This window comes from Actinomadura spongiicola (assembly GCF_003432485.1).
GTDB classification, from domain to species: domain Bacteria; phylum Actinomycetota; class Actinomycetes; order Streptosporangiales; family Streptosporangiaceae; genus Spirillospora; species Spirillospora spongiicola.
This window is the reverse complement of record NZ_QVNQ01000003.1, coordinates 420,849-443,410: the sequence shown is the minus strand read 5'-3', so window position 1 is coordinate 443,410 and position 22,562 is coordinate 420,849. Positions and strand designations below refer to the sequence as shown.

Sequence of the window (22,562 nt, the reverse complement as noted above, 5' to 3'; positions counted from 1 at the left end):
TCATCGCAACACGGTATACCCGGGCGGCATCGGCCTCCGCGTGGCCCCGAGACGCGCCCTGTCCATCACCTCCCGCCACCGAACGAAACCAGCGGCTGATTCAGATTTCCCGTGTATAGGTAGCCGATCACCTCTCCACTTAGTGCCGCAGGAACGTACCGAACAGCACTCAGGGGATCGGGCAGGGACGACGACTCACAAACCGCTTTGGCTGCCCGCTCATTAGGTCACTGCCCTCCTCATCACGGCCTAGTATTCCTGGGTCTCGGGGACCTCGACATGGAAGCAGCAGGGAGCATCAAGCTGGCCAACTCCACGGTCACCCCTACCGTGTAGCAAATTGGGCCATCCGTTCGAGGTTTCGGAAGAGTTGCTTTATCGACTTCCTGCACGCGGTGTCCTCGCTCCGCTTTACGAAGATTTCAGAAAACTTGCCTTATTGTTCAGTTCAACTCCCCAGTCGGACAGAATTGATCAGATTTAGTATGGTCTCTCCTATGGCCTGATCGTCCCAAGATCGGGAATCGTTTACCGCCAACTCATCGACTGACGTCCCCTGCGCGATACTCGTAGTCGATCCAAGGTACGGAACGCGCGGGATCGCGATGAGTGACTGACCGGTCAACTCAAGGTCGACCGACACCGCGGACCGTGAGAACTGCTCGACGTTAAGACGAGAAGTACCGGTCACCCATGACCAGGGGTCCACTCCCTCGACGAGATCGACTTGCCCTGAGCTGCTGAGGGCCTCCGCCAAGGTGCGTCCGAACACCAACGGGTCCACGCTTCCGCGCATGGACGCCACAGGAGCCACAGCGTGACTGCGATCAGTCGTGTCGCGTACGCGCGGCACGATTTGTATGAGCCCGTCCGTCTCGAAAACTGACATGGAGCCGCTGGGCGGAGTCGGCCGATCGTGACTCGGTGAGAGTTCCGCGTCCGGGCTGTGAAGAGCCGGCTCGTACCAGGTGTCCCGATCTCGCTTGTCCCAAGATGTGTCCGCAGGGAATTCCCTCACTCCGCGGCCGGGGAGATAGTCGGCGACAATGTTCGTATCGTCACCGAAAGCGAGCGGACACCCGAGCTTCATCAAGTGGTCGAATATCAGCCGACCGAGGCGTTCCAGTATTTCGCCTCGGAGGGAGGCGGGAACATTGCCCAGCTCGATGGTGAGCTCATAGTTGTACGCTTGAAACGCGGCGCACAGATACGGTTCGTCTTCGTCCCAGTCATTGTCGGAGAGATACAGCGTCGCGACTCCGGAACCATGGAGCAATGGCGTCAAGCTGATCGTGTAAGTGTATCCATGCTCTCGGTAGAAGTATCCGGGTGCGCGAAGCGCCATTGCAATGCGATGGGAGACGGCTGATGCATCTTTCGCGGCCGCGAGGTAGATGCCGACGGTGCTGCTCACCAGCGACCTCCTGTCTGGCATCGATAAGAGCCTCGTGTTTCGTCGCGTCGCCCGGGAACACGCTGGGGGTATCCTAATGCGCTTACGGCTTCGGTTGCCCGCTTATTCTTCCGCTTCGTTGATCTTCTGGCTGAGCCAGGTGGGGATGTACTCCTCGTCGCGAGGAAAGTACTTCATCTCGTTGGCGTACGTGAGAGGATCGATCTCGAAGCCGAAGTTCGGTTCGTTGTCGTAGTCGAAGTTGACACTGTATCGGCCCGGGCGAACGATGACATACTCGGCCGTGAACCAGGTTCCCTTGCCTTGTGTGTACATTTTGGTTCGCAGTTCTTGAAGTCTTCTTCGTGGTGTGTCTGGCGCGCTTAGGTGGACAGTGGAACCGTCTTCCAACTTCGCCTCGAAACTATTTCTCGCCAATTCAGCGGTTGCGACCAATCGGAAGCCTAGTTCGGTCCATCCGACTGGTGCTGCTGCGAGTATCTCGCTGCCAACGTTTCGCAGGACGGCTTCTTGTTCTGATGGTGTTATGGGATCTATGTTAACCACAGGACTGCTCTCTGTGGCCAATTATCGCTGGCGGTAATCCGTGTTCCCGGTAGAAGTGTCCGGGCGCGCGTATCCCACTGTGATGGAGGTGGCTGGTGCGTCACTGTCTGAGAACAGACTGGGGGCGTCCTGATGCGACATTCCGGTTCGGTTGCCCGCTCACTCTTCCGCCTCGTTGATCTTTTGCCGGAGCCAGGTGGGAATGTGGTCGTCGTCGCGCGGGAAGACCTTCAGGTCATTGGTGTACGTCTGGGGTACCGGTTGAAAACCGATGTCCATTCCGAAATCAGGTTCGTTGTCGAAGTCGAAGTCGACGCTGTATCGGGTAGGGCGCTGGATTACATACCGTGCGGAAAACCATGTGCCTTTGCCTGGCTGGTACATTCCGGCGCGCAGTTCCCGTAGTTTCTTTTGCGGCGAGTTCGGAGGGGCGATTTCAATGACCTCTCCGTTTTCGAGTACGGCTTCGAGTTGAGTGCTGGTCAGTTCTGCCGTCACTCCCATCGTATAGTGTATCTCCGTCCAGTCGGCGGGAACCACCTGTAGAAGGGCGCCGCCGACCTCGCGCAGAATCTGCTGCTGTTCCTCGGGCGACATCCCACCCCTACGGGTCATGATCCGCTCCAATCGATCGATGGTCATTCGAAGGATGGCATGTTATCATAGGCGATTCTCCGTAATGGAAGGTTGCCGACCTTGTGTATTACGGCGATTCCTGTGGGGACTCTGCTGTTCGCTAAATAGTCGACCTCGATGGCAATGCGTATCCTCGGCGGTTTGGTGCCGTCCAGGAGGGCGATGAAGTAGCTTTCCAGCTTCCTGTAGTTGTTGAGTGGGGTGGTCCCCTTCTGGGCCTGATTGAGCTTTTCCAGCATGCCCACCAGATTGATTCGCTCGCCGGGACCTCCGAATGCGGTTCCGATGAGGTGGCCGCCGTTCCAGTTGACCCGGTGGTAAAGCTTAACCTCGTGTTCGAGGGGAGGGCGGCCATGCTCGGCTTCGAAGTTGTCCGTGATCTGCTTGTTCAGCCTACGGTACTCATCGCTTCCTTCGTAGCCGGCATTGCGTTGGTCCGAGGCCATGCGGCGCGCGTCCTCGGAGCCGGGGTAGTGCAGGTCCCCCTCGACGCTGACCGTCCGCGCTTGATCGTCGGTGCGGAAGACCCAGTTGTTGTCAATGTGGTACGTAGCATTTGGTAGCGGGTTTCGAAGGTCCGGGTTCCATTTCCTTTTTTCACCGGACTTCGTGTGTATCTCGGTGATCTTCCCATCCTTGTCTGTGATGAAGATCCCGCGTTCGCGTCCCGCTCGATCGGTGACGATGTATTTGGTGTCCCCTTCGAGCTTTTCGTTGATACCGAACGGTTTTGTCTTTCGGGGTGCAAGCCGGTCATTCGCCTCGATCGTTCGCTCTTGCAGTTCAGGTGTGCCCCCGTCCGGAGGAGCGCCATGCGCCGGAGTTCCTCCGCCCGGCGGGTGCGGGGAGCCGGTCGACGGGGGAGGGCCGTCGACCAGCATGTCTCCGCTCACGGTGGAGCCCGAGGTGCCGGAGCCGCTGGTTCGGTGTGCGACTGCGGGGGACTCGGATGTGGGGGCGGTGTTGGTGCCGGCCTCGCGCGTCGGAGTCGGGGAGTCCTGGAGGTTGGCGGACGGGCCGGTGCGGGCGCCGACCAGGTCGGGGTTGTGGGCGGCGCGGACTTGGGCCGCTGCTTCTGCGCCGTGCTGGCGTAGAAGCCAATCAGGGATGCGGTCGGGGATGTTCGCGGTCTTGCTGAGGGCGTAGGCCTTCAGGTCGATGGCGGGTTTGATGACGAATCGGTGGACGTTGAGTTTGGTGGCGGTGGTGAGGTCGGCGATCTTGCCGGAGAGGGCGGCGGTGATGTCGGCGACCTTGGGGAGGGTGATGGAGGCGCGGACGGTGAGGCCGACCGGGTCGACGACCTCGCCGACCCTGGAGGCGCCGTGGCTGAACTTGCCGAGTTTTCCGGCGCTGCCCGCCTTGCCGATGGGGATGATCGAGGTGACGACGTTGTAGGCGGTGTTGCCGAAGGCGCGGGCCGGGTCCTGTTTCCAGCGGTCCCAGGCGACGAAGGACTTGCCGAAGCCCTTCCAGGTTTCGTGGACCTTGCGCCGGACGGACGGGACCAGCATCGCGAAAGGCGCGACGATCGGGTTGAGAGGCAGCGTCAGCGCCATCAGGCTCTTGTAGGACTCGACCCATTTGCCGGGGGAGGTGACCAGGTCCCAGATGCCGGACACGTCGCCCCAGAAGCCGTCCCCGAAGAAGCCCTTGACGAGGGAGACGCCGCCGTTCCAGGCGTCGTGGTACCAGGGGAGGTCGGCCTCTTCGGGGGTTCCCCAGGGGCGTTCCGAGTCGCCGCCGCCGGTGGGGAGGGCGGGGGCCGTTTCGCCGTAGGCGGCGTAGATGGTGTGGGTGGCCCTTTCCTGCGCGTTGTGGAAGGCCATGGCCTGGGCGTCGACGGCGGCGAGGAGTGCGTTGTTCTCGCGGACGAGATCCTCGTTCTTCTGCCAGTCCTCTTTTTCGGCGTACGTCTTGTTCACGAAGGTCACGGCCCGCATGTAGAGGTCCATGAGCTTGTGCTTGATGACGCGTGTCTCGGCCGCGTAGGTCGTTAACGCGCCCGTGACCTTCTCTAATCGGCCCGCGAACATCGCGCTTTCGTCGCGGACGGGTGTGGTCGCGGAGAAGAGTTGGGCGGCTTCCGGGGCCTTGTAGAAGGCGGATAAACCCTGCCAGGTGGTGTGGACGTCCGAGCCCGCCTCGCGGATGCCCGTGGCGGCCTTGCGTAAGTCGTGGGCCTCGGCCTCCACCGCGTCGGGGTGGACCTTGGCCATGATGCCGAGGACCTCGTCGGGGACGATCATCGGCGGCCCGGGGTCTGCGCGGCCATCTGCTCGTCGCCGTGCACGTACGCCATGGTGGCGTCGGCGGCGGCCTGGAGGGTGCGGTTGGTGCGGCGGGCGATGCCGGTCAGCGTCGGCTGGTGGTGCTGGACGAATCCCTGGAGGGCCTGCGCGACGCGGGGGCTGCCGGTGGCCTCGGCCGCGTCCCGGGAACTGGTCACGAAAGTCTTGACGTGTTTCTCGATCGGTCTGAACGCCGACACCGTCCGGTTGAGCACCCCTTGGACCCCTAACGGGTCGATGTCCCACGCGGTCATGCGTACCCCCAAAGTCGTCGACCGGATCAAGGTCCACGCTAGGGGGCGAGTACGACAAATGCGGGAAAAGATGGAAATTGGACGGTTCGCAATACCCATTGTGTCAGGGGCGTTTGACCGTTCCCTGGAGGGTGCGGAGGAGGTCGCCGAAATGCTTCCATGCCTCCGGGTCGTCGTCGCCGAACGGGTACCACATGCCCGGCTCGTCGGGGTCGCCGATCGGGTGGCCGCCGGAGTCGGTGGCGCGGGTGGAGCCGATCTCCGCGACGCCGGCGGGGCCCACGGCGAGGGCGAGGGGCAGCGGGCGGCCGCACCAGCGGGCCGGGAACGTCAGGTCCGTCCGGCCGGGGGACCAGCGGGCGACCAGCGTGCTGAGGGAGCCGTCGCGGGCGAGGACGCCTGCCAGCCCTTCGAGGTCGTCCAGGGGACGGGACGCGCCCGGGGGCAGCGCCACGGCGAAGCTGATCGTCTCCTTGACGCCGGACGTCACCCGGGAGACCCGGACCGTGCCACCGAAGGCGGGGACGTCCGTGCCGTGCGGGCCCATGAACACCAGGTACGTGGCGCGGGGGGTGCGGCGGCGGCACAGCTCCGTTACTGCTGCGGGAGACCAGCGTGACAGGGCGGGCTCGGCCGTTCCCCAGGACGCCGGGCGTTCACCGGCCAGGGTTTCGGCCAGCCGCTCCACGGTTCCGCCGAGTTCCAGTTCTTGGGTGGCGGGGTGGACGACCTGGAGGCTGACCGCCAGATGGTGGCCGAGGTCGGCGGGCGGTTCGCGGAGGAACGTGCCGGACGGGCCGCGCGGCGCCGCCTCCCGGTCGAGGACGAACGCCGAGCCGTCCCAGCTGAGCGGGAGGCCGCTGAACCCGTCGTAGTAGCCGTCGTCCGGCTCCTGGACGACCCAACGGGTGTCCTTGCCGTCGAGCGCCAGCCGTAGCGGCAGCGTGAGCCGCGCGTCGTGCGGGGCGAGCACCTGCACGGCCTGGCCGATGGCCGCGCACCGTCCCATCACGTCGGTGAGCCAGCTCGACAGGGGTACGAGCGGACGGTCCTGGATCACCACGGCGCTCGTGCGGGTGACGATGTCGACCGCCGGGTGAACCGCCGTCATCGCTCCTCCGAACGCCACACCGCGCCGCCGAGGCGTTTCACCATCGCGTCCGCGAACCGGTTCGCCGCCTCCGGGCCCCGCGGGTCGGCGCCGGTCGCGCGGGCCTCCACCCACCAGTACGGGACGGTCAGCCCGGCGGTGACGGCCGTGCCGAGCAGCCGTTCGACCTCCCCGGCGACGTCGACGCGCTGCGCGGACTCGATGCTCACCAGGGGGAGGTCCGTGTCGTCGCACAGCTGGATCAGCGCCCCGTCGCCGGAGCCGCGCACCCGCAGCGTCTCACCCGCGTCCACCATGGAGTCCACGATGGCGCGCACGTCGGGGGCACGTCTGGTCAGCACGACCAGGTCGTAGGTCACGGGTTCTCCTCCTTCGACAGCGCCGCCTGCACGAGCCGCGGACCCTCACCGCGCCTGATCCACTTACCGCGTCCGGGGGGCAGCGGGTCGGCGTGGACGCGGGGGAAGATCTGGCCTTCGGAACGGTCCCCGGACATCAGGAGCGCGCCGGTGCCGATCTCGCGCATCGACTGAACCAGGGGGTCGTACAGGCCGCGGCTCGCGCCCGCGACACGGCGCGTCACCACGAAATGCAGCCCGATGTCCGGCCCGTTGGGGACGAACGGGACGAACGGCGCCATCGGCTGCTGGCCCGCGGTGGTGAGCAGGTCGTAGTCGTCGACGAGGACCACGATGCGCGGGCCGGCCGTGGCGGCGTCGGGCGCGGCGTCCTCGTCGTCCGGTTCGGGCATGCGTCCCTCCAGCTCCTTGGCCACGCCCGCCGCGAGGCCCGTGCACACCCGCGGCGTCGTCGCGTACCCGCCGAGGTACGGCTCGGGCACGACGTCCCGGCCCAGCGAGCGGCGCGGGTCCATCACCGCGAACACGACCTGCTCGGGCGTGTACCGCTCGACCAGACTCCTGGCGATGAGGCGCAGCAGGGCGGACTTGCCGCACCCGCCGTCCCCGAGCACGAGCAGGTTCTGGTCGGTGCCGAACAGGTCGAGCAGGACGGGTTCGAAGGAACGCTCCTCAAGCCCGATGGGCACGAGGTGGGGTTGCTCGGCGGGGCCGGGCAGCTCGGCCGCGTCCAGGCGGTGCGGCAGTACCCGGACCGGCGGGGCGACCGGGCCCGTCCACGCCGACCGGACCGCGCCGACCGCCGCCTCCACCGCGGCGCCCAGCCCGGCCGGGTCGGGGACGTGCCCCAGCGCGGGCACCGACACCTGCGCGAACAGCTTGTCGTCGGTCAGCGCCCGGCCCGGCTGGCTCGCCCCGATCGTCTGCGCCAGCTTCCGCTCGACGGTGGAGTCGGCCGGGTCGTTCAGCCGCAGCTCGACGCGGCGGCCGAACATCGACTGCGCCGACATGCGCACGTCGTTCCAGCGGAGCATCCCGGCCACCAGGTGCACGCCGTATCCGCCGCCACGGGTGAGGACGTCGGTGATCATCTCGTCGATCTCCTCGAAGTCGGCGCGGATCGCGCCGAACCCGTCCACGACCAGGACCACGTCCGCCGCCGGAAGCTCCGGCACCCGCCCGGCCGCGTGCATCGACCGGAGCCGTTGCACGCTGTCGATGCCGTGCCGCCGGAACACCTCCTGGCGGTGGTCCAGCATCCCGTGGACCTCCTCGACGGTGCGGCGCACGCGCTCACGGTCGCTGCGGCCCGCGATGCCGCCCACGTTGGGCAACCCGGCGAGCGCCTGGAGCCCGCCGCCGAGCAGGTCCAGCCCGTACACCGCCGCCTGGGCGGGGGAGTGGGTCAGCGCCAGCGACAGCACCAGGGTGCGCAGCAGCGTCGTCTTGCCGGTCTGCGGGCCGCCGATCAGCGCGACATGGCCGCCCGCCGACGCCAGGTCGAGGTACCACACGCCCTGCCACTGGCGGCGGGCGTCGTCCAGCAGCCCGATCGGCACCCGCATCGGCTCGACCCGCACCGGCAGGCGCATGCCGTCGTCGTCGATCCGGACGGGGCCGGTGACGCCGTCCAGGGTGACCAGCGCGGGCAGCGGCGGCAGCCAGATGTCCTGAATTCTGCGGCCGTGCCGGACGAGTCCGGCGACCATCACGTCCAGCAGCCGGGGACCGGCGGAACGTTCGGGCAGCGCCGCGCCCGGATCCGGTTGTTCGGCGCCGCGCGACGCGTCCGGCGGGCCCGCGACGTTGTAGGCCGTGTACACCCGCACCGGCGGCCGCTTGTCGCCCTCCTGCACCGTCTGCACGGGCCCCCGGTACGGGCCGGACACGTACCCGCTCTTGAACCGCTGGTACACGCTCGTGTCGACCTTCAGATACCCGAACCCCGGCAGCGCGGGCAGGTGGAAGGCGTCCGGGGTGTCCAGGACGGTCCGGCTCTCCTCCTCGGAGAACGTCCGCAGCCCCAGCCGGTACGACAGGTACGTCTCCAGGCCCCGTAGCTTCCCGCTCTCGATCCGCTGGCTCGACAGCAGCAGATGCACGCCGATGCTGCGCCCGATCCGGCCGATCGACAGGAACAGCTCGATGAAGTCGGGCCGGGCGGTGAGCAGCTCACCGAACTCGTCGATGATGACCAGCAGGTACGGCAGCGGCGCGAGTTCGGGCCGCCGCGTCCGCTCGAACGCGTAGTCCCCGATGTTCGCGATGTTGCCCGCGTCGCGCAGCAACTGCTGGCGGCGCTGCACCTCACCGGACAGGCTCGCGTAGGCCCGCTCGATCAGCCCGGCGTCGTCCTCCAGGTTGGTGATGACGCCCGCCACATGCGGCAGGTCCGCGAACGGCGCGAACGTGGCGCCGCCCTTGTAGTCCACCAGCACCATGCTGACCTGCTCGGGCGGGTGCGTGGCCGCGAGCGTCAACACCAGCGTGCGCAGCATCTCGCTCTTGCCGGAACCGGTCGCGCCGACGCAGAGCCCGTGCGGCCCCATTCCGAGGCTCGCGGCCTCCTTCAGGTCCAGCACCACCGGCTCGCCCGCGTCGTCCAGCCCGATCGGCACCCGCAGGAACGCGCGCTCGCTGCGCGGCGCCCACATGCGCGACACGTCCAGCTCGGCCGGGTCGTCCACCCCCCACAGCGCGGTGAAGTCGATCTCGCCGCCCTCGGCCGCGCTCTCCTCGGCCGACTCGCGCGACAGCCGCAGCGGCGCCAGCATCCGCGTCAGCCCGACGAGCATTCCGGACGGCACGTCGTCGACCGTTCCCGCCATCGCCGCCCCGGCCGGGTCGCGCAGGTCCTCCACCTCGACGCGGTCGCCGTCCACCCGGATCCGGACGCTCACGTCGCCGGGCTCCTGCCGCTGGTCGGCCACCAGATGGACGATGGTCGCCCCCAGGTCGGCGGGCGGCACCGTCTCGTCCGGGCGGACCAGGTCGGCGGCGACCTCGCCGTGGGTGTCGTGCACCACCAGCAGCCTGCGCAGCAGCTGGAAGGAGTCCCTGCGACCGAGCCCGCGCCGCACCTCGGCCGCGAAGTCGGTGCGCTCCCGCAGGTCGTCGGCGAGCAGCGCGGCCAGCCGCAGCGGGCTCGGCGCGATAAGCCGGACGGGCGCGCCGCCGTCGTGGCGATGCCGGTCCAGGACGTGCGGCAGCCACTTCACCCAGTCCCAGTCGGCGGCGCGGTCGGCGCCGCAGGCCACCGCGACCGCCACGTCCTGCGGCGAGTGGAACGCCGCGAACTGGGCCAGCAACGCCCGCATCAGCCGCAGCACGTCCTGGCGCGTGCCGACCACGCTGACGTTCCCCGCCATGTCGAGCGGCAAGGTCAGCGGCATGTCGGGCGCGCTGCGGAACCGGTCCATCACCGCCCGCGCCTCCGCGAGCATGAACGGGTCGGTCGGCGTCAGCGCGGTGCCCTGCTCCCCGAGGTCCAGCGGCGCGCCCGGCATGAACCCGGTACCGACCCGCACCCGCAGGAAGTCGGGTTGGCGGCGTCGGCGCTCCCACAGCCGGGTCGGGTCGCGGACGATGTCGTACAGCGCCTCCGGCGGCGGGTCCAAGACGCGGGCGCGTGCGCGCTCCGCCGCCTCCCAGGCCGCCAGCTCCTCCCGCAGCGTCTCCAAATACTCCAGATACCGCTCCCGCTGCGCGCGGCGCTGCCGGGACACCTGCCCGCGCCGCGACAGCAGCATCGCCGCGCCCGCCAGCACCGCCACGACCAGCAGCACCGCCCCGAAGACCATGAACGCCGGGTTCCGCAGCACCGTCATGATCGCCAGCGAGGCCATCATCCCGACCATGGGCAGGATCATCAGCACCTGGTTGCCCTGCGCGCCCTCCTCCGGGAGGGTGGGCGGCGCCTCGATGAGACGCGGCTCGGGCTCCGGAGGGGGCAGGATGGTACGGGCCGGTCGATGGACTACCCGGATGGTCACGACCGTCACTCCTCGACGTTCATGTTGGCGTCAGACAACCCTAATGTCGGTTCCAGGGAAGCCGGATCACCCTTGGAGGTTTCGATGGACATGCCGATCGTGGAGGTGTCCGGCCGGGTGCACGCCCTCATCGAGGACCTCCTGCCCGTCGTGTTCCCCGGCGCGACCTTCGACGTCCCCACGGCCAGAGTGATCTTCCCGGTGGGCCGGTACGCACGCGGCGTCTCCACCTGGGTCGCCCTGGAGAGGTGCGCCCGGGAGCCGTCCGAACGCTGGCCGCGGCTGGTCGAGGACTGGATCCGCGAGGCCGGCGACCTCGTCGTGCTGTCGATCGCCGACATCGAGCTGCTGGGGGACGTCCGCGAACTGTTGCGGCTCCGGATCGTGCCGAAGCTGTCGGACGCCGACCGCGAGCCCCTGATGGCGGTGAGCGCCGGACCGTTCTTCGACGGGGTGATCGTCATCGACCATCCCGAGTACGGCGGCCCGCTCACCAAGGCGCGGGCGAACCTGCTCGGGCTGCGGCGGCTCGGCTACGTCGTCACCCGCACGCACGAGGAGGTGGCCGACGTGGACGTCCGCGACCAGCCCCTCACGCTGCGGGAGTCGGTCCGCGTGGTCAGCAAGCCGGGATCCCGGTACGTTCCGGTCCTGCTGACCGAGATCGCGCGTTTCGTCCCCGAGGCGGGGCCGGAGGGTGCGCTGTTCTCGGTGCCGACGCACAGCACGATGCTGCTCCACCCGCTCACCTCGACCGCCCGGGACGCCCTTCCCGCGTTCGCCGACGTCACCGAGGAAATGCACGCGTCCTCCTCCGATCCGTGCGCGCCCACCACGTTCCGGTGGCGGCGCGGCGAGCCGATGGAACGGCTGCGCTCGTGACCGTCACGCCGTCAGCGCCCGTCGCAGCGCCTCGGCGGCGATCGAGACGGCGGTGACCCGGGTCGCGTAGGCCAGCCGCCCGGTGTCGAGCACCGATCCGGCGGCCAACTGCCGGTCGAATTGAAGCCTGATCGAGGCGACCCCGGCCTCGGCGAGGATCTCTCCGGCCTTCCGCACGTCCGCGAGCCGTTTCAGATGCGGACTCTGCACCGCGAACACCACCACGGTCCGGGAGACCAGCCCCTCGAAGCCGGACGCGTTCATCCAGTCGAGCGCACGGCCCACACTGGCGGCCCCGTCGACGGTCGCGGGGGTCACCAGTACCTGCGCGTGCGCCGCGGACAGCACCGTCCGGTGCAGGTCCGTGCTGATCCCGGCGCCGCAGTCCGTCACGGCGATTCCGAAGAACCGGCTCAGCGGGATGCCCACCGCGCGGTAGACGTCGCCGTTCATGCCGCCGCCCATCGTTCCGCGGTGACCGGGCAGCGCCCACAGGCTCTCGCCGAGCCGCGTCAGCCGCGGTTCGACCTCCTCGAAAGGCACCGCGCCGAGATCGAGACCGGCGAGGTCGGCGGGCGTGTGCCGGGGCGGGGCGCCGAGCCGCAGCGGCAGCGACCCGAGCTCCGGATCGACGTCCAGCGCCAGCACCCGATCCTGCCGGTACCGCGCGAACACCGACGCGAGCAGCGCCGCGACCGTGCTCTTGCCCGCGCCGCCGCGCAGGCCCGTCACCGCGATACGCCGTCCGGTCGTCACCGGATGCTGGATCCACGCCCCGTGCTCGGCCAGCGCCTGCACATCGTCGGACGGGCGGAACGGCCGGACCGCGCCGCGGGACACGCGACGCAGCAGCGAGTCGCCGTGCACCGTCCCCCGCTCCAACTCCTCCGGCGGCACCGGCGGAGGCACCGGCACGGGCCCCGGCTGCGGTCGCGGCTCCGGTTGCGAGGGCGGTTGCGGTGGCGTCTGCGCGTGCGGCGGCGAGGCCGGCGGCGGTCCGGGTCGTGGTTGCGGACGGGGCACCGGTGGAGGCACCGGGGCGGGCCCCGGCTGCGGTTGCGAGGGCGGTTCCGGTGGGGTCTGCGCGTGCGGCGGGGAGGTCGGTGGCGAGGTCGGTCGTGGTTGCGGACGGGGCACCGATGCCGGGCCCGGCGCCGGTTGGGCTGTCGGTCGCGGCGGTGGGGGAGCGGCGGGACGCGGCGGTTCCGCGCCGGTCCCGGCCCCGAACGACGGCGGTCGCGCGGGAGGAGACGCGCCCGGCGGTCGCGCCTCGGGCGCGGGGGGCGCACCCTCATGGGGGAGTCTCGCCGGTCGGTGGGAGGTGACGGGAGGATCGACGACCGTCGATTCCAGGGCCGGCCCGGTCTCCTCAGCCGGCCTGTCCCCGTCGAGGTCAGCCAAGCTTCCTCTCAAAACGTCTCGCGCAGTCGTGCGAAGATGCCGAAGACCCCGATCGCGACCGGGATGATCGCGATCACGGCCGTCGCCTCGATCCGGTTCATGATCCGTCGCAGCCGCGCCCGGGTGTGCTCGGCCGGCTGGACGGTGAGCACGACGACCGCGGCCGCCAGACCGATGAGCAGCATACCCAGCGCGGGCGCGATGCCCCAGGACACCTGCTCCGCCCACCGCACCCCGAGCCCGACGACGATCACCACCGCAGCCGCCAGCAGCGCCGCCTTCTGCAGGACCAGGGGGAAGACGCGGGCGCGGCCCGCGACGACGAGCGCCAGCAGCGCGGCCAGCGCGGCGTTCCAGCCGCCCCGCGACCCGCCGAGCTCGGTGGCGGCGCCCAGCCCGGCGACGGCCGCGGCCACCGACACCGCCAACGTGGCGATCACCATGGTGCGGTGCGCCCGGTCGAGCGCCGCCATCAGGTCGACCCGCGGCACCGCGCCGCCGGCGCTGCGCCGGTCGTCGAGGGAGGTCAGCCCGGACAGCGACAGCGCCGTCCGCAGCAGCACGCTGAGCAACACCACGCAGGACAGCGCGAGCACCGCCCCGGTTCGGTCGGAATCCAGCCCCGCCGCGGCACAGACCGTGCCGATCGCGGCCAGCAGGGCGGCCGCGGCACCGCCGACCAGCGCGCCGCGCCCCAGCGGTGAGCTGAGCCCGAGCAGCATGACCAGCACGGCGAGCAGCAACGCCGCGCCGCCCCAACGGCCCCAGGCGGGCCAGTCGTGCGCGGCGGCGGCCCACCACAGTGCCGGCAGGCCCGCCGCGCCACCGCCCAGGGTCATCGCCAGCCCCGCGGGTTCGCGCCCGGCCATGCCGATCACGACACCGCAGACCAGGAGCAGCGCCGCCAGGCAGGCCGTCGCGATCGCGGCCGTCGCGGCGCTGGAACCCGCCCGGATCACCAGCCCGGCGCCCACCGCCAGCGCCACCAGCGTGAAGGTCGCGGTCCACCGCGCCGCCGCCGGGCTCCAGCTCAGCAGCCGCAGGTCGAGCGAGTCGCCCACCACCTCCGGCACCTCGTGCACCACCGGCGCGGGCACCGGCTCGTCGGACCGGACGAGCCGCAGCACGGCCCCGTCCGGCACCTGCCGGTCGGCGAGGCTCGACCCGGGGTCGAGGACCTCGCCGGTGGAGGTGACCAGATGCCTCAGCTGCGGCGGGTTCCGCACCGGATCGCCCAGCAGTTGCAGCACGTCCGGCATCAGCGCGCCGAGCGGCTCCTGCGCCGGCAACACCATGTCCACCGTCCGGGCCTCTCCCACCAGGGTCACCCGGCTCCACACGCTCATGAACGCCCTTCCGTCCGGACTCTCACCTGGGGACCGCCGTGCCCGAGACCCGTTCAAGGTAGCCGTCGCGGAGCAGCATCCGGACGGTCGGCAGCAGCGGGGGCCGGGGGAACAGGCCGGGCTCGATGGTGAACCGCACCGCGCCGCCGGGCGACGCCCCGACCCGCGGCGAGATCGAGGCCGCCACCTTGAACTGGCGGCGGACCCGGTAGCGGTGGTAGCCGGCCGGCGCGTCGGCGGGGACGCCGGCCCGCACCGCCTCCGGCAGCCCGCGGAACCCGTACCCGACGCCGAACGGGAACAGCGTCGCCCCGCTCTCCGGCCCGAACCGGTCGATCAGCGCGCCCTGCTTCAGCGTGAACGTCGTCGACGCGCCCCCCGCCGCGGCGATCTCTCCCCGCAGTTGCGAGTTCAGCGCCGCGCCGTCCTCGAACGCCTTCCGCTCGGCCGGCGGGTCGAGCCTGTGCGGGGGCGTCTCGGTGACGACCAGCTCACCGTACAGCCAGCGGCACGCCTCGTCCTCGGTCGTGAACTCGGCCGCGATCCGCGCCTGCCGGAACTCGACGACCCCGCCGGTGAAGTTGTCCTGGCCCCTGGCGATGACGTAGTAGCCGGCGACCTTCGCGGGCCTCGGACGCGGCTCGCCCGGCAGGACGTAGAGACCGCCGGGCACGCCCGCCTTCGTCAGCGCCTGCCGCAGCCGGCCGAAGGTCACCTGCGCGCCCACCCAGTCGGCGGGCACCGGCGCGGCGCCCCCGCCCGTGGGCTGCTGCTCCTGCGCGGCCCGCTCGCGCTTCTGCTCCTGGAACACCGACTGGAGGTACGACCAGCCGACGGTGCCCGCGCACAGCACCGCCGCCACGCACAACCCGGCGATGATCTTTCCGACGTGCTCGTCGAACGTGCGGCGGGTGCGTTGCGGGCCGAACAGCAGCGCGTCGCGTAGCCGGCGGCGCCGCACCGTCACCGACTCCAGCAACTGGTTGTCGTAGTCGCGTGCCAACGCCGCCTCCCCTCCTACGCCCCGCGTGCCCCGGAAACCTGTACATATCACTGACGCGGGAGGGGACGCGCACCTTTCGCGTTCCCTCCCGCGTCGGCCGGCCGCCGACCGGTGACCGGTCGGCGGCCGTTCAGATCGCCTGTACCGCGGCGCTCGCCTTGCCGAGCGTCGTGTGCGCGATCTCGTCGTTCTTCTCCAGCGTGGCCTTCACCAGGCGGATGATCTCACGGGTCTCGTTGGCCGCGGAGTGCCACTTCAACTCCTTGGCGTGGTACTCGTCCGAGACCCCGGTCGCCTCGAAGTCGGCCATCGCGGCCTTGACGTCGGTGTCGCGGGTGCCGATCAGGGCCTCCAACCGCGACACGATCACCTGGATGTTGCCCTGGGCCTCGCCCGAGGCTCCGGTGTCGTAACTACGCCGTCCGTCCGTCACCGTGCTGTCCCCTTTCCTTCGTCCCCGTGTCAGGCGGTGCGGAACTTCGCGCCGTCGAAGTTGGCGGCGCCCATGGCGCGGCTCCCCTCGTCGGCCATCTCCTGGTCACCGCCGGAGAACGCGCGCTCCATGCCGAGCTGACCGGTGTTGACGCGGTCCAGCCCGCCCTTCAGATCCGCGCAGATCTGGTCCGAGCGAGCCTTGAAGCTGTCGAACGCCGCCTTGCCCGCCCCGTTGAACTTGCCGGACAGCGGCTCGGCGGCCACGATCAGCTGCCGAACCAGACCCGCCAGTTCCTCACCCGATGCCCCGGTCTGTTTGGCCAGGTGAATCAGCGTGTTCTGCCCTTGGTCCCATCGACCCATCACTACCTCGCTTGCCAGAGGTCGTCGCACATGATTGTTCGCAATTGCCGATGCCTGGCATCGACGATAGTTTCTCCGACGCCCGTCATGCCACCCGGGAGGGAAGCCGTGGCCGATCGGAAACACACCGACAACGTAGTGTGAGACGCGCGCCACGGCCATTGAGTTCCGTACGATACCGATCCACTGTGGAAACGTTCCAATCCGCCCGGTCCACTAGACATGACGGCTCCGGACGATCAGGATAGAACGGCGATGTCGCCGCTTCGGTGTGGAGTCATGAAGTTCGAGCTGGTTGAATTCCCGGAGGCCGGCGTCCCGGAAAGCACCGTCGAACCGCCCGAGGACGAGGCGGTTCGATCGGGGGTGCCGGACGGTGACCCGGTCGCGGCCGCCGAGGCCGCCGCCTCCCTACTCGTCGCGCAGGCGCGCGCCGAGGGCGAGCGGATCGGTGCCGCACTGGCCGAGTTCGCCGACATCGTGGACGGAACGCCGCCGCAGGGGACGCGGTGGCCGGAGGCAAGGCCGCCCGGCAACTTCCGGGCGGGCAGGTTCTCAAAGGGGGACGCGGGTTGACGACGTACGACATCAAGCCGTCAGGAGTGGGCTCGGTCGTCTCCAAGGTCGGCGGCCTTCTCGCGGGCGAGGGGGGCGAAGGCGGCGGGGGCCTGGTCAAACAGCTGGAGACCTTCGGTACCCACGTCGGACAGGCCGGGACGGCGGCGGCGAGCATGCCCGTCGGAACCGCGCTGAAGGAGTACGTGGAGTACACGACCCCCGGGTTGAAGGGCATGGTGACGAAGGGTGGCGCCTGTATCACCGGCGCGGTCAAAGCCACCAAGGCCTTTATCAACGGCGACATGGAAATGCTGGCGGAGGCGCAGCGCACCGCGGTGAACGCGCCCGCTCCCAAGATCGGGAAGTAAAGGCCGGAGAACGGCCGAACGACGCCGCGCCGCCGTGCGTCGGACACAGAAACGTAACGACCGCGTAACCGCAGGACACAGGGTGGTGCGACGTTGAGCGGAGTGATCGACCCGAACGCGATCCCGATTCCGAAGGCCGATCCCGACGGAGTCGAGGAGGCGGGACGGGCGCTCCAGAAGGACGGGACCGCGATCGCCCAGACCGGGGACGACATCCATTCGGCCTGGCAGGGACTGGACGCGTTCTATACCGCGCCCCATGAACAACAGCTGTTCGCCGCGACCAAGCCGATCGCCACCGCCGGTCACGGCTTCAAGGGCGAGGTCACCACGGTCGGCGGCGCGCTGGTGACGTTCGCGGGGGAGATCAGACCGCTCATCAGCCGGTTGCAGGGCCTGAAGAGCCACGCCCAGCAGTTCCGCGCCGGCATCGAGGGCGACGACGACTGGCGCGAGGACGAGGACAAGGTCAAGGAGCACAACCAGCTCAACGACGACATCCTCGCGGCGATCGCGGCGTACCAGGAGGCGGAGCGCGCCTGCGCCAACAAGATCACCGGCGTCTTCGGCGGCACGCACTTCATCCCGGGCGACGGCGACCCGAAGGCCGGGGAGAAGGGGTACGGCCTGGGCCAGGCGCCCAAGGGCATCGAGACCCCCTGGGCCAAGCCGCAGGAGTACGACGCGCCCTGGTACGAGGACGCCTGGAACGGCGTCAAGGACTTCGCCGTCGGCATCGTCACCGACGTCGCGGACCTGGTCGGCATCCACGGTGAGAACGGCTGGGTGTGGGAGGAGGACTCCCACTTCTGGAGCAACCTCGGCAACAACTGGATGGGCGTCCTTGAGGACACGGCGGGCCTGGTCGGCCTGCACGGTGAGAACGGCTGGGTGTGGGAGGAGGACTCCCACTTCTGGAGCAACCTCGGCAACAACTGGAAGGAGGTCGCTCACTCCTTCGTCCCGTGGCGCGAGTGGGGCGACCGTCCCGGCTACGTCATCACCTCCAGCATCCTCAACATCGGCAGCTGCTTCGTCGGCGTCGGCCTGGTCCGCGCGGGCATCAAGCTCCTCAAGCGCGGCGACGCCGACACCGACGGAGGCGGCCGCCAGAGCGGCGACCGCGACGGCGACGGCCGGGTCGACCAGCAGGAGGTCGGCTTCCAGCAGAACCCCAGCACCCAGGACCTCCAGAACCAGGTGAACAACCTGGACATGGACACCGGGGACCTCCAGAACTCCCTGGACGACATGGAGGACCTCCAGAACACCCCCGACCGCGACCCCGCGCACGTCGGCGGCAACGAGCAGAACGGCCAGAACCAGCAGAACGGCCAGGACGACCCCACGAGCACCGGCCGCGACCCCGCGGGCAACGACCGCGACCCCCAGGACACCACCCCCGACGGCGGCAACGACCCGTCCACCGCGGACCCCACGCCGGACGGCGGCGACCCGACGCCCGATGGCGGGGACCCGACGCCGGACGGCGGGGACCCGACTCCCGACGGTGCGGACCCGACGCCCGATGGCGGGGACCCGACTCCCGACGGTGCGGACCCGACTCCCGACGGTGCGGACCCGACGCCGGACGGCGGGGACCCGACGCCGGATGGGGACGGATCGACTCCGGACGGCGATGGAGGCACCCCCGACGGCGACCCCGGGAACGACGGGGACGGGCCCGGAACGGACGGACGGCCGGACGGGCACGAGATCCCGCCCGACCACTTCGACGACCAGGACCCCACGCAGCCGGGCCCCGTCGGCGACAAGTTCCGTCCCGGTGTCTACGACCCGCCCGAGGCCAACGACATCGACCGCTTCGACGACAAGGAGCGGGAGACCGCCGAGCAGCGGGCGGACGAGGGCCGGCTCGTCACGCGGTTGCCGCGTCACCCCGACAGCGGCGACGGCTTCAAGTCCATGGACGCCCTGGAGCGCAGCGGCCCCGACGACCCGGGCACCCCGACCGAGTACAAGGACGTCGGCAAGAACACCCGCCGCGCGTTCGACCACCAGCTGAAGAACGGGCTCGACAAGTTCAACGAGCAGCCCGACGGCACCCGCCTGTCCGGCGACATCGTCATCGACGGCCGCCGCGCCGGGCTCAGCGAGGACCATGTCGTCAACGGGCTCAAGAGCCGCCTCGGACGGATGCTCGGCGAGGGCGACGCCCGACTGAACCAGCTCGGACGGATCGAGACCTACCTCGGGGACGGGTCGAAGATCGTCTTCGAGAACGGCAAGATCACCAAGATCGACGCCGATGGCGAGCACGACCTCGGCACCTGGGACCCGGACAGCCGCCGCTTCGTCACGCCCGATGAGGGTGGACCCCGCGGCGACGGGAACGACGGTGACGGCAAGAACGGCGACGACGACGGTGACGGCGGCGACGGCGGCGACGGCGGGACGCCGAAGGGCGGCACCGAGCCGCCGAACGATCCGCGCGGTGGCGGCGGAGCCAAGGCCCCTGAGGGTGACGGTCCCGATGCGACCCCCGTGAAGGACGGCGCCGACGGCGGAACGGGCGACCCCGGCGGTCCCGGCGACCCGGGCGGTCCGGGTGACGGGAACCCCGACGGCGGTCAGCAGGGGCCGCAGCAGAACGGCTCCGGCACCCCCGGCACCCCCGACCCGACCCCGGACGGTGCGGACCCGACCCCCGACGGCGACCCGGACGGTGACCCGGGCGGTTCCGATCCGCTTCCCGGACACATGGACGACGACGGCATCCGCCGGTTCGACGAAGACGACGACGGCCAGGAATACGGCGACCGGCACCTCTCCGACCAGTACAACGACCTGCCGGCGGAGGAGCGCGCCGCGATCAGGGAGTACACCCGCCACTCCTGGCCGTACAACCCGCACCTGCGCGGCCTGGCCGATGTCGGGGACAGCCTGCGGCAGTGGTACGCGAACGTGGGTCCCGGGTGGTCGCTCTTCGAGATGAACCACGGCCGCCCGCCGTCCATGAGCGACATCTACGACGCGGCGCACCGAACCGATCTGACACCGGAACAGCGCCACATCGTCGATGACATCCTCAACAACCCGCAGCCCGGTCGGCGGTTGGAGGCGTGGATCCAACACTCCGGGGCGCGCGGAATCATCGCCAGGAGCTTCGACGGTTTCCCGACCGTGGCCGAGTTCAACGAGCGGGTCCGGTTGATCGACCAGGCGCTGAGCCACCGGCTTCCCGAGGGAGTGCAGGTCCTTCGCGGGCTGCACGACGTGAACTTCATGAACGGGTTCAACGGCAACCCGCGCTCCTTGATCGGGACCGTCCAGACGGAGCAGTCGTTCATGTCGACGGCGTTGGGCCGGACGACTCCGCCGATCGACGGCCAACACCATCCGATCGTCATGCACATGGACGTCCCCGAAGGCTCACGCGGCCTCTGGATGGGAAGGAACAGCCTCTTCCCCGACCAGCGCGAGCTGATTCTCCCCCGGAACACGCGATACGAGATTATGGACGCGCGGGTCGAGGCGGACGGGAAGGTCCATCTCTATGCCAAGGTGCTGGAGACCCCGGTGAACGACGGACTGTGACGAGGAGGCTGACGATCACATGAGCGGGCGGCGGCCCAGACGCGCCGCGTCGTCCTACGCGGACGGCGCGCGGGGGAGCGTCCGGTATGTTCCGGTCACTCTCGGTGGGGAGTTGATCGGTTACCTGTGGGCGGCCAAGACCGAACAGGCCGCCGGGTTCGTGCGGCGGCTGAAGGGGCCGCGCGCCGCGCTCCGCGCTCCGCTGGTGTGGTCGGAACGCCTGGACGCGGCGGCCACGGGCGGCCTGGAGCCGCTGGAGGCGCTGCGGAAATGGCGGGGTGCGCCCGAGCACGCGGAGGGCGGCGGCGTCCCCGCCGACGCCTCCGAGGAGGAGGCCGCGAACGTCGACGAGCTGACCGAACGGCTGAATCCCGACTGGGTGGATCCGCTCAAGGACTTCTTCGCCAAGGAGCCGACCTGGCCTGACGGGACGCCCGTGGATCGTCGGAAGGCATGGGAGCCGCTGGGGCCGATGCAGGTTCCGGCGACGGACTATCCCGCGTCGACCGACGGGCCGGTGCGGTACTACCCGGTCGTCCTGCAGGGCAAGGTGGTCGGCTACCTGTGGGCGTCGGTGGCCGACGACGCCGCCTACTGGCAGGACCGCGCGGACGCCGGAGCGCTCGGCTACAACGCGGGAGTGCCGTGGGTGCTGCGGCTGCGCGAGGCGGCCCGCGAGGGTCTGACCCCGTTGCAGGCGCTGCGCAAGTGGAAGGGCGCGCCCGAGGATCCGCGCGGCGGCGCCATCCCGGCGGACGCCGAGGAGCGGGAGGCGCCCAGCCTGCGGGCGCTCCAGGAGCTCACCGGCGACTATGCGACGTCCACCGACGAGCCGGTGCGGTACTACCCGGTCCTGCTCCGCGGGCGCACGGTCGGTTACCTGTGGGCGTCGGTCGACGCGGCGTCCTACCTGGCGCGTCCCGACGCGGGGGCCGACGGGGAGAACGCGCGGGCGGTGTGGGAGCGGCGCCTGCGGGAGGCGGCCAAGGAGGCGCTCATCCCCATGCAGGCGCTCCGCAGGTGGTGCGGCGCGCCGGAGGACCCGAGCGGCGGCGCCATCCCGGACGAGGTCGAGGAGCAGGAGGCGCCCGGCCTCCAGGCCCTGGAAGACTTGGCGAATGAGTAGCACGGTTCAGATCTGCCTGCGCCACCCGGGCGACCCGGCCGCCGCCATGGCGCGGATCGCCGTCGCCCTGGACGTGCCCGGCTATTTCGCGTCGGCGGACGAGTTCGCCTTCACCCTGCGGTCCGACCCTTGGACGACCCCCGACGGCGTCCTCTCGGTCGACCTCTCCGCACTCGACCGCGAGCTGTACGGGACCGGCGACGACACCGCCTTCGCGCCCTACGACTTCGAACTGTCGCTGGAGCTGCGGAACGTCCCGGCGCAGGCCCGTCAGGAGTTGCTGGAACGAGCCGGACGCGCGGTCTTCGACCGGCTCACCGGGCTGAACGTCCCGCTGGCCTTCGGGGACGGGACGGACCTGTTCGCCGACTTCCTCCCCGGCCGCGGCGTACGGGAGTTCCCGCCGGGTGTCTCCTGGGACGAGGACGCCCGCGACACGTGGTTCGAACCGAGCCTGCACGGCTCCCGGCCCGCTCCTTCTTTCGACAAGGAGCGCACGAGCCCCGCCCGGCCCTCGCACGGCGCGGTACGGGTGTACGAAACGGACGGCCTGCTTCAGATCGTCCCCTGGGGCGAAGCCGGGCCGGTGACGCCGGTGGCGTCCGTCCGCGCCCAGGCCGGCCCCGCTCTGCTGGGCCGGTTGCTGGCCGAGGAACTCGAACGGTCGACGCCGCCGTCTCCGCAGAAGAACGATCCCTGGCCGTGGGTGTCCGGCACCGCACGCCTGTCGCCCGAGGAGTACGCCCGGACGGCGGTGTCGATCGACGTGCGCGTGGCCGAAGGCGCCGTCCAGGCCGTACCGCTCGGCGCGGCGGACGACGCGCTCGCGGAACGACGACCCGGCCCCTGGGACGACGAGGCCGCCGGTGAACTCGTCCTGCGCCTGATCGGCCGACTACGCGCGCACGCCCCCACCTGA

19 protein-coding genes are annotated in these 22,562 nt (G+C 70.0%); 6 read left to right on the top strand and 13 right to left on the bottom strand.

What is annotated here, in order from left to right; all coding sequences use genetic code 11:
- Nucleotides 1-448: 448 nt before the first annotated feature.
- The 8 genes from D0T12_RS10770 to eccCa all read right to left on the bottom strand — a co-directional run bounded on the left by D0T12_RS10770 (nucleotide 449) and on the right by eccCa (nucleotide 10,603).
- Nucleotides 449-1,414, bottom strand: a complete 966-nt coding sequence (locus tag D0T12_RS10770; protein ID WP_117399362.1) for a hypothetical protein — start codon at nucleotides 1,412-1,414, stop codon at nucleotides 449-451.
- A gap of 102 nt (nucleotides 1,415-1,516) precedes the next feature.
- Nucleotides 1,517-1,960 (bottom strand): hypothetical protein, encoded by a 444-nt coding sequence (locus D0T12_RS36450; RefSeq protein ID WP_158581464.1) that lies wholly within the window; start codon nucleotides 1,958-1,960, stop codon nucleotides 1,517-1,519.
- Between the two features lie 159 nt (nucleotides 1,961-2,119).
- The gene (locus D0T12_RS36445; RefSeq protein WP_117399360.1) at nucleotides 2,120-2,602 is read right to left on the bottom strand and encodes a hypothetical protein; all 483 of its coding nucleotides are present in this window, start codon (nucleotides 2,600-2,602) and stop codon (nucleotides 2,120-2,122) included.
- Complete coding sequence (locus D0T12_RS36990) at nucleotides 2,599-4,845, bottom strand: DNA/RNA non-specific endonuclease (RefSeq protein WP_117399359.1); 2,247 nt, start codon at nucleotides 4,843-4,845, stop codon at nucleotides 2,599-2,601. Before D0T12_RS36990 ends, D0T12_RS36445 begins: the two co-directional genes overlap by 4 nt.
- On the bottom strand, nucleotides 4,842-5,141 hold the full coding sequence (locus tag D0T12_RS10750; RefSeq protein ID WP_117399358.1) for a DUF6507 family protein: 300 nt from the start codon (nucleotides 5,139-5,141) through the stop codon (nucleotides 4,842-4,844). Before D0T12_RS10750 ends, D0T12_RS36990 begins: the two co-directional genes overlap by 4 nt.
- Before the next feature lie 103 nt (nucleotides 5,142-5,244).
- Nucleotides 5,245-6,252 carry a DUF6177 family protein gene (locus D0T12_RS10745; protein ID WP_117399357.1) on the bottom strand — a complete coding sequence of 336 codons (1,008 nt, stop codon included), beginning with the start codon at nucleotides 6,250-6,252 and terminating at the stop codon, nucleotides 5,245-5,247.
- Nucleotides 6,249-6,611 (bottom strand): hypothetical protein, encoded by a 363-nt coding sequence (locus D0T12_RS10740; protein ID WP_117399356.1) that lies wholly within the window; start codon nucleotides 6,609-6,611, stop codon nucleotides 6,249-6,251. The genes D0T12_RS10745 and D0T12_RS10740 overlap by 4 nt, the downstream gene beginning before the upstream one ends.
- The gene (gene eccCa / locus D0T12_RS10735; RefSeq protein ID WP_117399747.1) at nucleotides 6,608-10,603 is read right to left on the bottom strand and encodes a type VII secretion protein EccCa; all 3,996 of its coding nucleotides are present in this window, start codon (nucleotides 10,601-10,603) and stop codon (nucleotides 6,608-6,610) included. Before eccCa ends, D0T12_RS10740 begins: the two co-directional genes overlap by 4 nt.
- Before the next feature lie 84 nt (nucleotides 10,604-10,687).
- Here eccCa and D0T12_RS10730 point away from each other — a divergent pair, with 84 nt between their 5' ends.
- Nucleotides 10,688-11,485 carry a PIN domain-containing protein gene (locus D0T12_RS10730; RefSeq protein WP_117399355.1) on the top strand — a complete coding sequence of 266 codons (798 nt, stop codon included), beginning with the start codon at nucleotides 10,688-10,690 and terminating at the stop codon, nucleotides 11,483-11,485.
- Nucleotides 11,486-11,488: 3 nt separating this feature from the next.
- Here the strand turns inward: D0T12_RS10730 and D0T12_RS10725 are convergent, their stop codons facing one another.
- From D0T12_RS10725 to D0T12_RS10705, 5 genes are all read right to left on the bottom strand, one after another.
- Nucleotides 11,489-12,400 carry a nucleotide-binding protein gene (locus D0T12_RS10725; protein WP_117399354.1) on the bottom strand — a complete coding sequence of 304 codons (912 nt, stop codon included), beginning with the start codon at nucleotides 12,398-12,400 and terminating at the stop codon, nucleotides 11,489-11,491.
- Nucleotides 12,401-12,894: 494 nt separating this feature from the next.
- On the bottom strand, nucleotides 12,895-14,232 hold the full coding sequence (eccD, locus tag D0T12_RS10720; protein ID WP_117399353.1) for a type VII secretion integral membrane protein EccD: 1,338 nt from the start codon (nucleotides 14,230-14,232) through the stop codon (nucleotides 12,895-12,897).
- A gap of 22 nt (nucleotides 14,233-14,254) precedes the next feature.
- Nucleotides 14,255-15,235 carry a TNT domain-containing protein gene (locus tag D0T12_RS10715; RefSeq protein WP_117399352.1) on the bottom strand — a complete coding sequence of 327 codons (981 nt, stop codon included), beginning with the start codon at nucleotides 15,233-15,235 and terminating at the stop codon, nucleotides 14,255-14,257.
- A 130-nt stretch (nucleotides 15,236-15,365) separates the two neighbouring features.
- Nucleotides 15,366-15,668, bottom strand: a complete 303-nt coding sequence (locus tag D0T12_RS10710) for a pore-forming ESAT-6 family protein (protein WP_117399351.1) — start codon at nucleotides 15,666-15,668, stop codon at nucleotides 15,366-15,368.
- A 29-nt stretch (nucleotides 15,669-15,697) separates the two neighbouring features.
- A complete protein-coding gene (locus D0T12_RS10705; RefSeq protein WP_117399350.1) occupies nucleotides 15,698-16,033 on the bottom strand; it encodes a hypothetical protein in 336 nt (111 codons plus the stop codon).
- A gap of 279 nt (nucleotides 16,034-16,312) precedes the next feature.
- Between D0T12_RS10705 and D0T12_RS10700 the strand changes: the two genes are divergently transcribed.
- From D0T12_RS10700 to D0T12_RS10680, 5 genes are all read left to right on the top strand, one after another.
- A complete protein-coding gene (locus D0T12_RS10700) occupies nucleotides 16,313-16,609 on the top strand; it encodes a hypothetical protein (protein WP_117399349.1) in 297 nt (98 codons plus the stop codon).
- Entirely contained in the window at nucleotides 16,606-16,959 is a 354-nt protein-coding gene (locus D0T12_RS10695; RefSeq protein WP_117399348.1) for a DUF6507 family protein, read from the top strand. The genes D0T12_RS10700 and D0T12_RS10695 overlap by 4 nt, the downstream gene beginning before the upstream one ends.
- Before the next feature lie 102 nt (nucleotides 16,960-17,061).
- The gene (locus tag D0T12_RS10690) at nucleotides 17,062-20,517 is read left to right on the top strand and encodes an ADP-ribosyltransferase (protein WP_117399347.1); all 3,456 of its coding nucleotides are present in this window, start codon (nucleotides 17,062-17,064) and stop codon (nucleotides 20,515-20,517) included.
- Between the two features lie 19 nt (nucleotides 20,518-20,536).
- The gene (locus D0T12_RS10685; protein ID WP_117399346.1) at nucleotides 20,537-21,643 is read left to right on the top strand and encodes a hypothetical protein; all 1,107 of its coding nucleotides are present in this window, start codon (nucleotides 20,537-20,539) and stop codon (nucleotides 21,641-21,643) included.
- A complete protein-coding gene (locus D0T12_RS10680; RefSeq protein ID WP_117399345.1) occupies nucleotides 21,636-22,562 on the top strand; it encodes a hypothetical protein in 927 nt (308 codons plus the stop codon). The genes D0T12_RS10685 and D0T12_RS10680 overlap by 8 nt, the downstream gene beginning before the upstream one ends.

Bases quoted from the DNA above. Each gene is read 5' to 3' on its own strand.
- D0T12_RS10680 (WP_117399345.1), top strand. From the start codon at position 21,636: ATGAGTAGCACGGTTCAGATCTGCCTGCGCCACCCGGGCGACCCGGCC.
- D0T12_RS10705 (WP_117399350.1), bottom strand. From the start codon at position 16,033: ATGGGTCGATGGGACCAAGGGCAGAACACGCTGATTCACCTGGCCAAA.
- D0T12_RS36990 (WP_117399359.1), bottom strand. From the start codon at position 4,845: ATGATCGTCCCCGACGAGGTCCTCGGCATCATGGCCAAGGTCCACCCC.
- D0T12_RS10750 (WP_117399358.1), bottom strand. From the start codon at position 5,141: ATGACCGCGTGGGACATCGACCCGTTAGGGGTCCAAGGGGTGCTCAAC.
- D0T12_RS10700 (WP_117399349.1), top strand. From the start codon at position 16,313: ATGAAGTTCGAGCTGGTTGAATTCCCGGAGGCCGGCGTCCCGGAAAGC.
- D0T12_RS10745 (WP_117399357.1), bottom strand. From the start codon at position 6,252: ATGACGGCGGTTCACCCGGCGGTCGACATCGTCACCCGCACGAGCGCC.
- D0T12_RS10730 (WP_117399355.1), top strand. From the start codon at position 10,688: ATGGACATGCCGATCGTGGAGGTGTCCGGCCGGGTGCACGCCCTCATC.
- D0T12_RS10685 (WP_117399346.1), top strand. From the start codon at position 20,537: ATGAGCGGGCGGCGGCCCAGACGCGCCGCGTCGTCCTACGCGGACGGC.
- D0T12_RS36445 (WP_117399360.1), bottom strand. From the start codon at position 2,602: ATGACCATCGATCGATTGGAGCGGATCATGACCCGTAGGGGTGGGATG.
- eccD (WP_117399353.1), bottom strand. From the start codon at position 14,232: ATGAGCGTGTGGAGCCGGGTGACCCTGGTGGGAGAGGCCCGGACGGTG.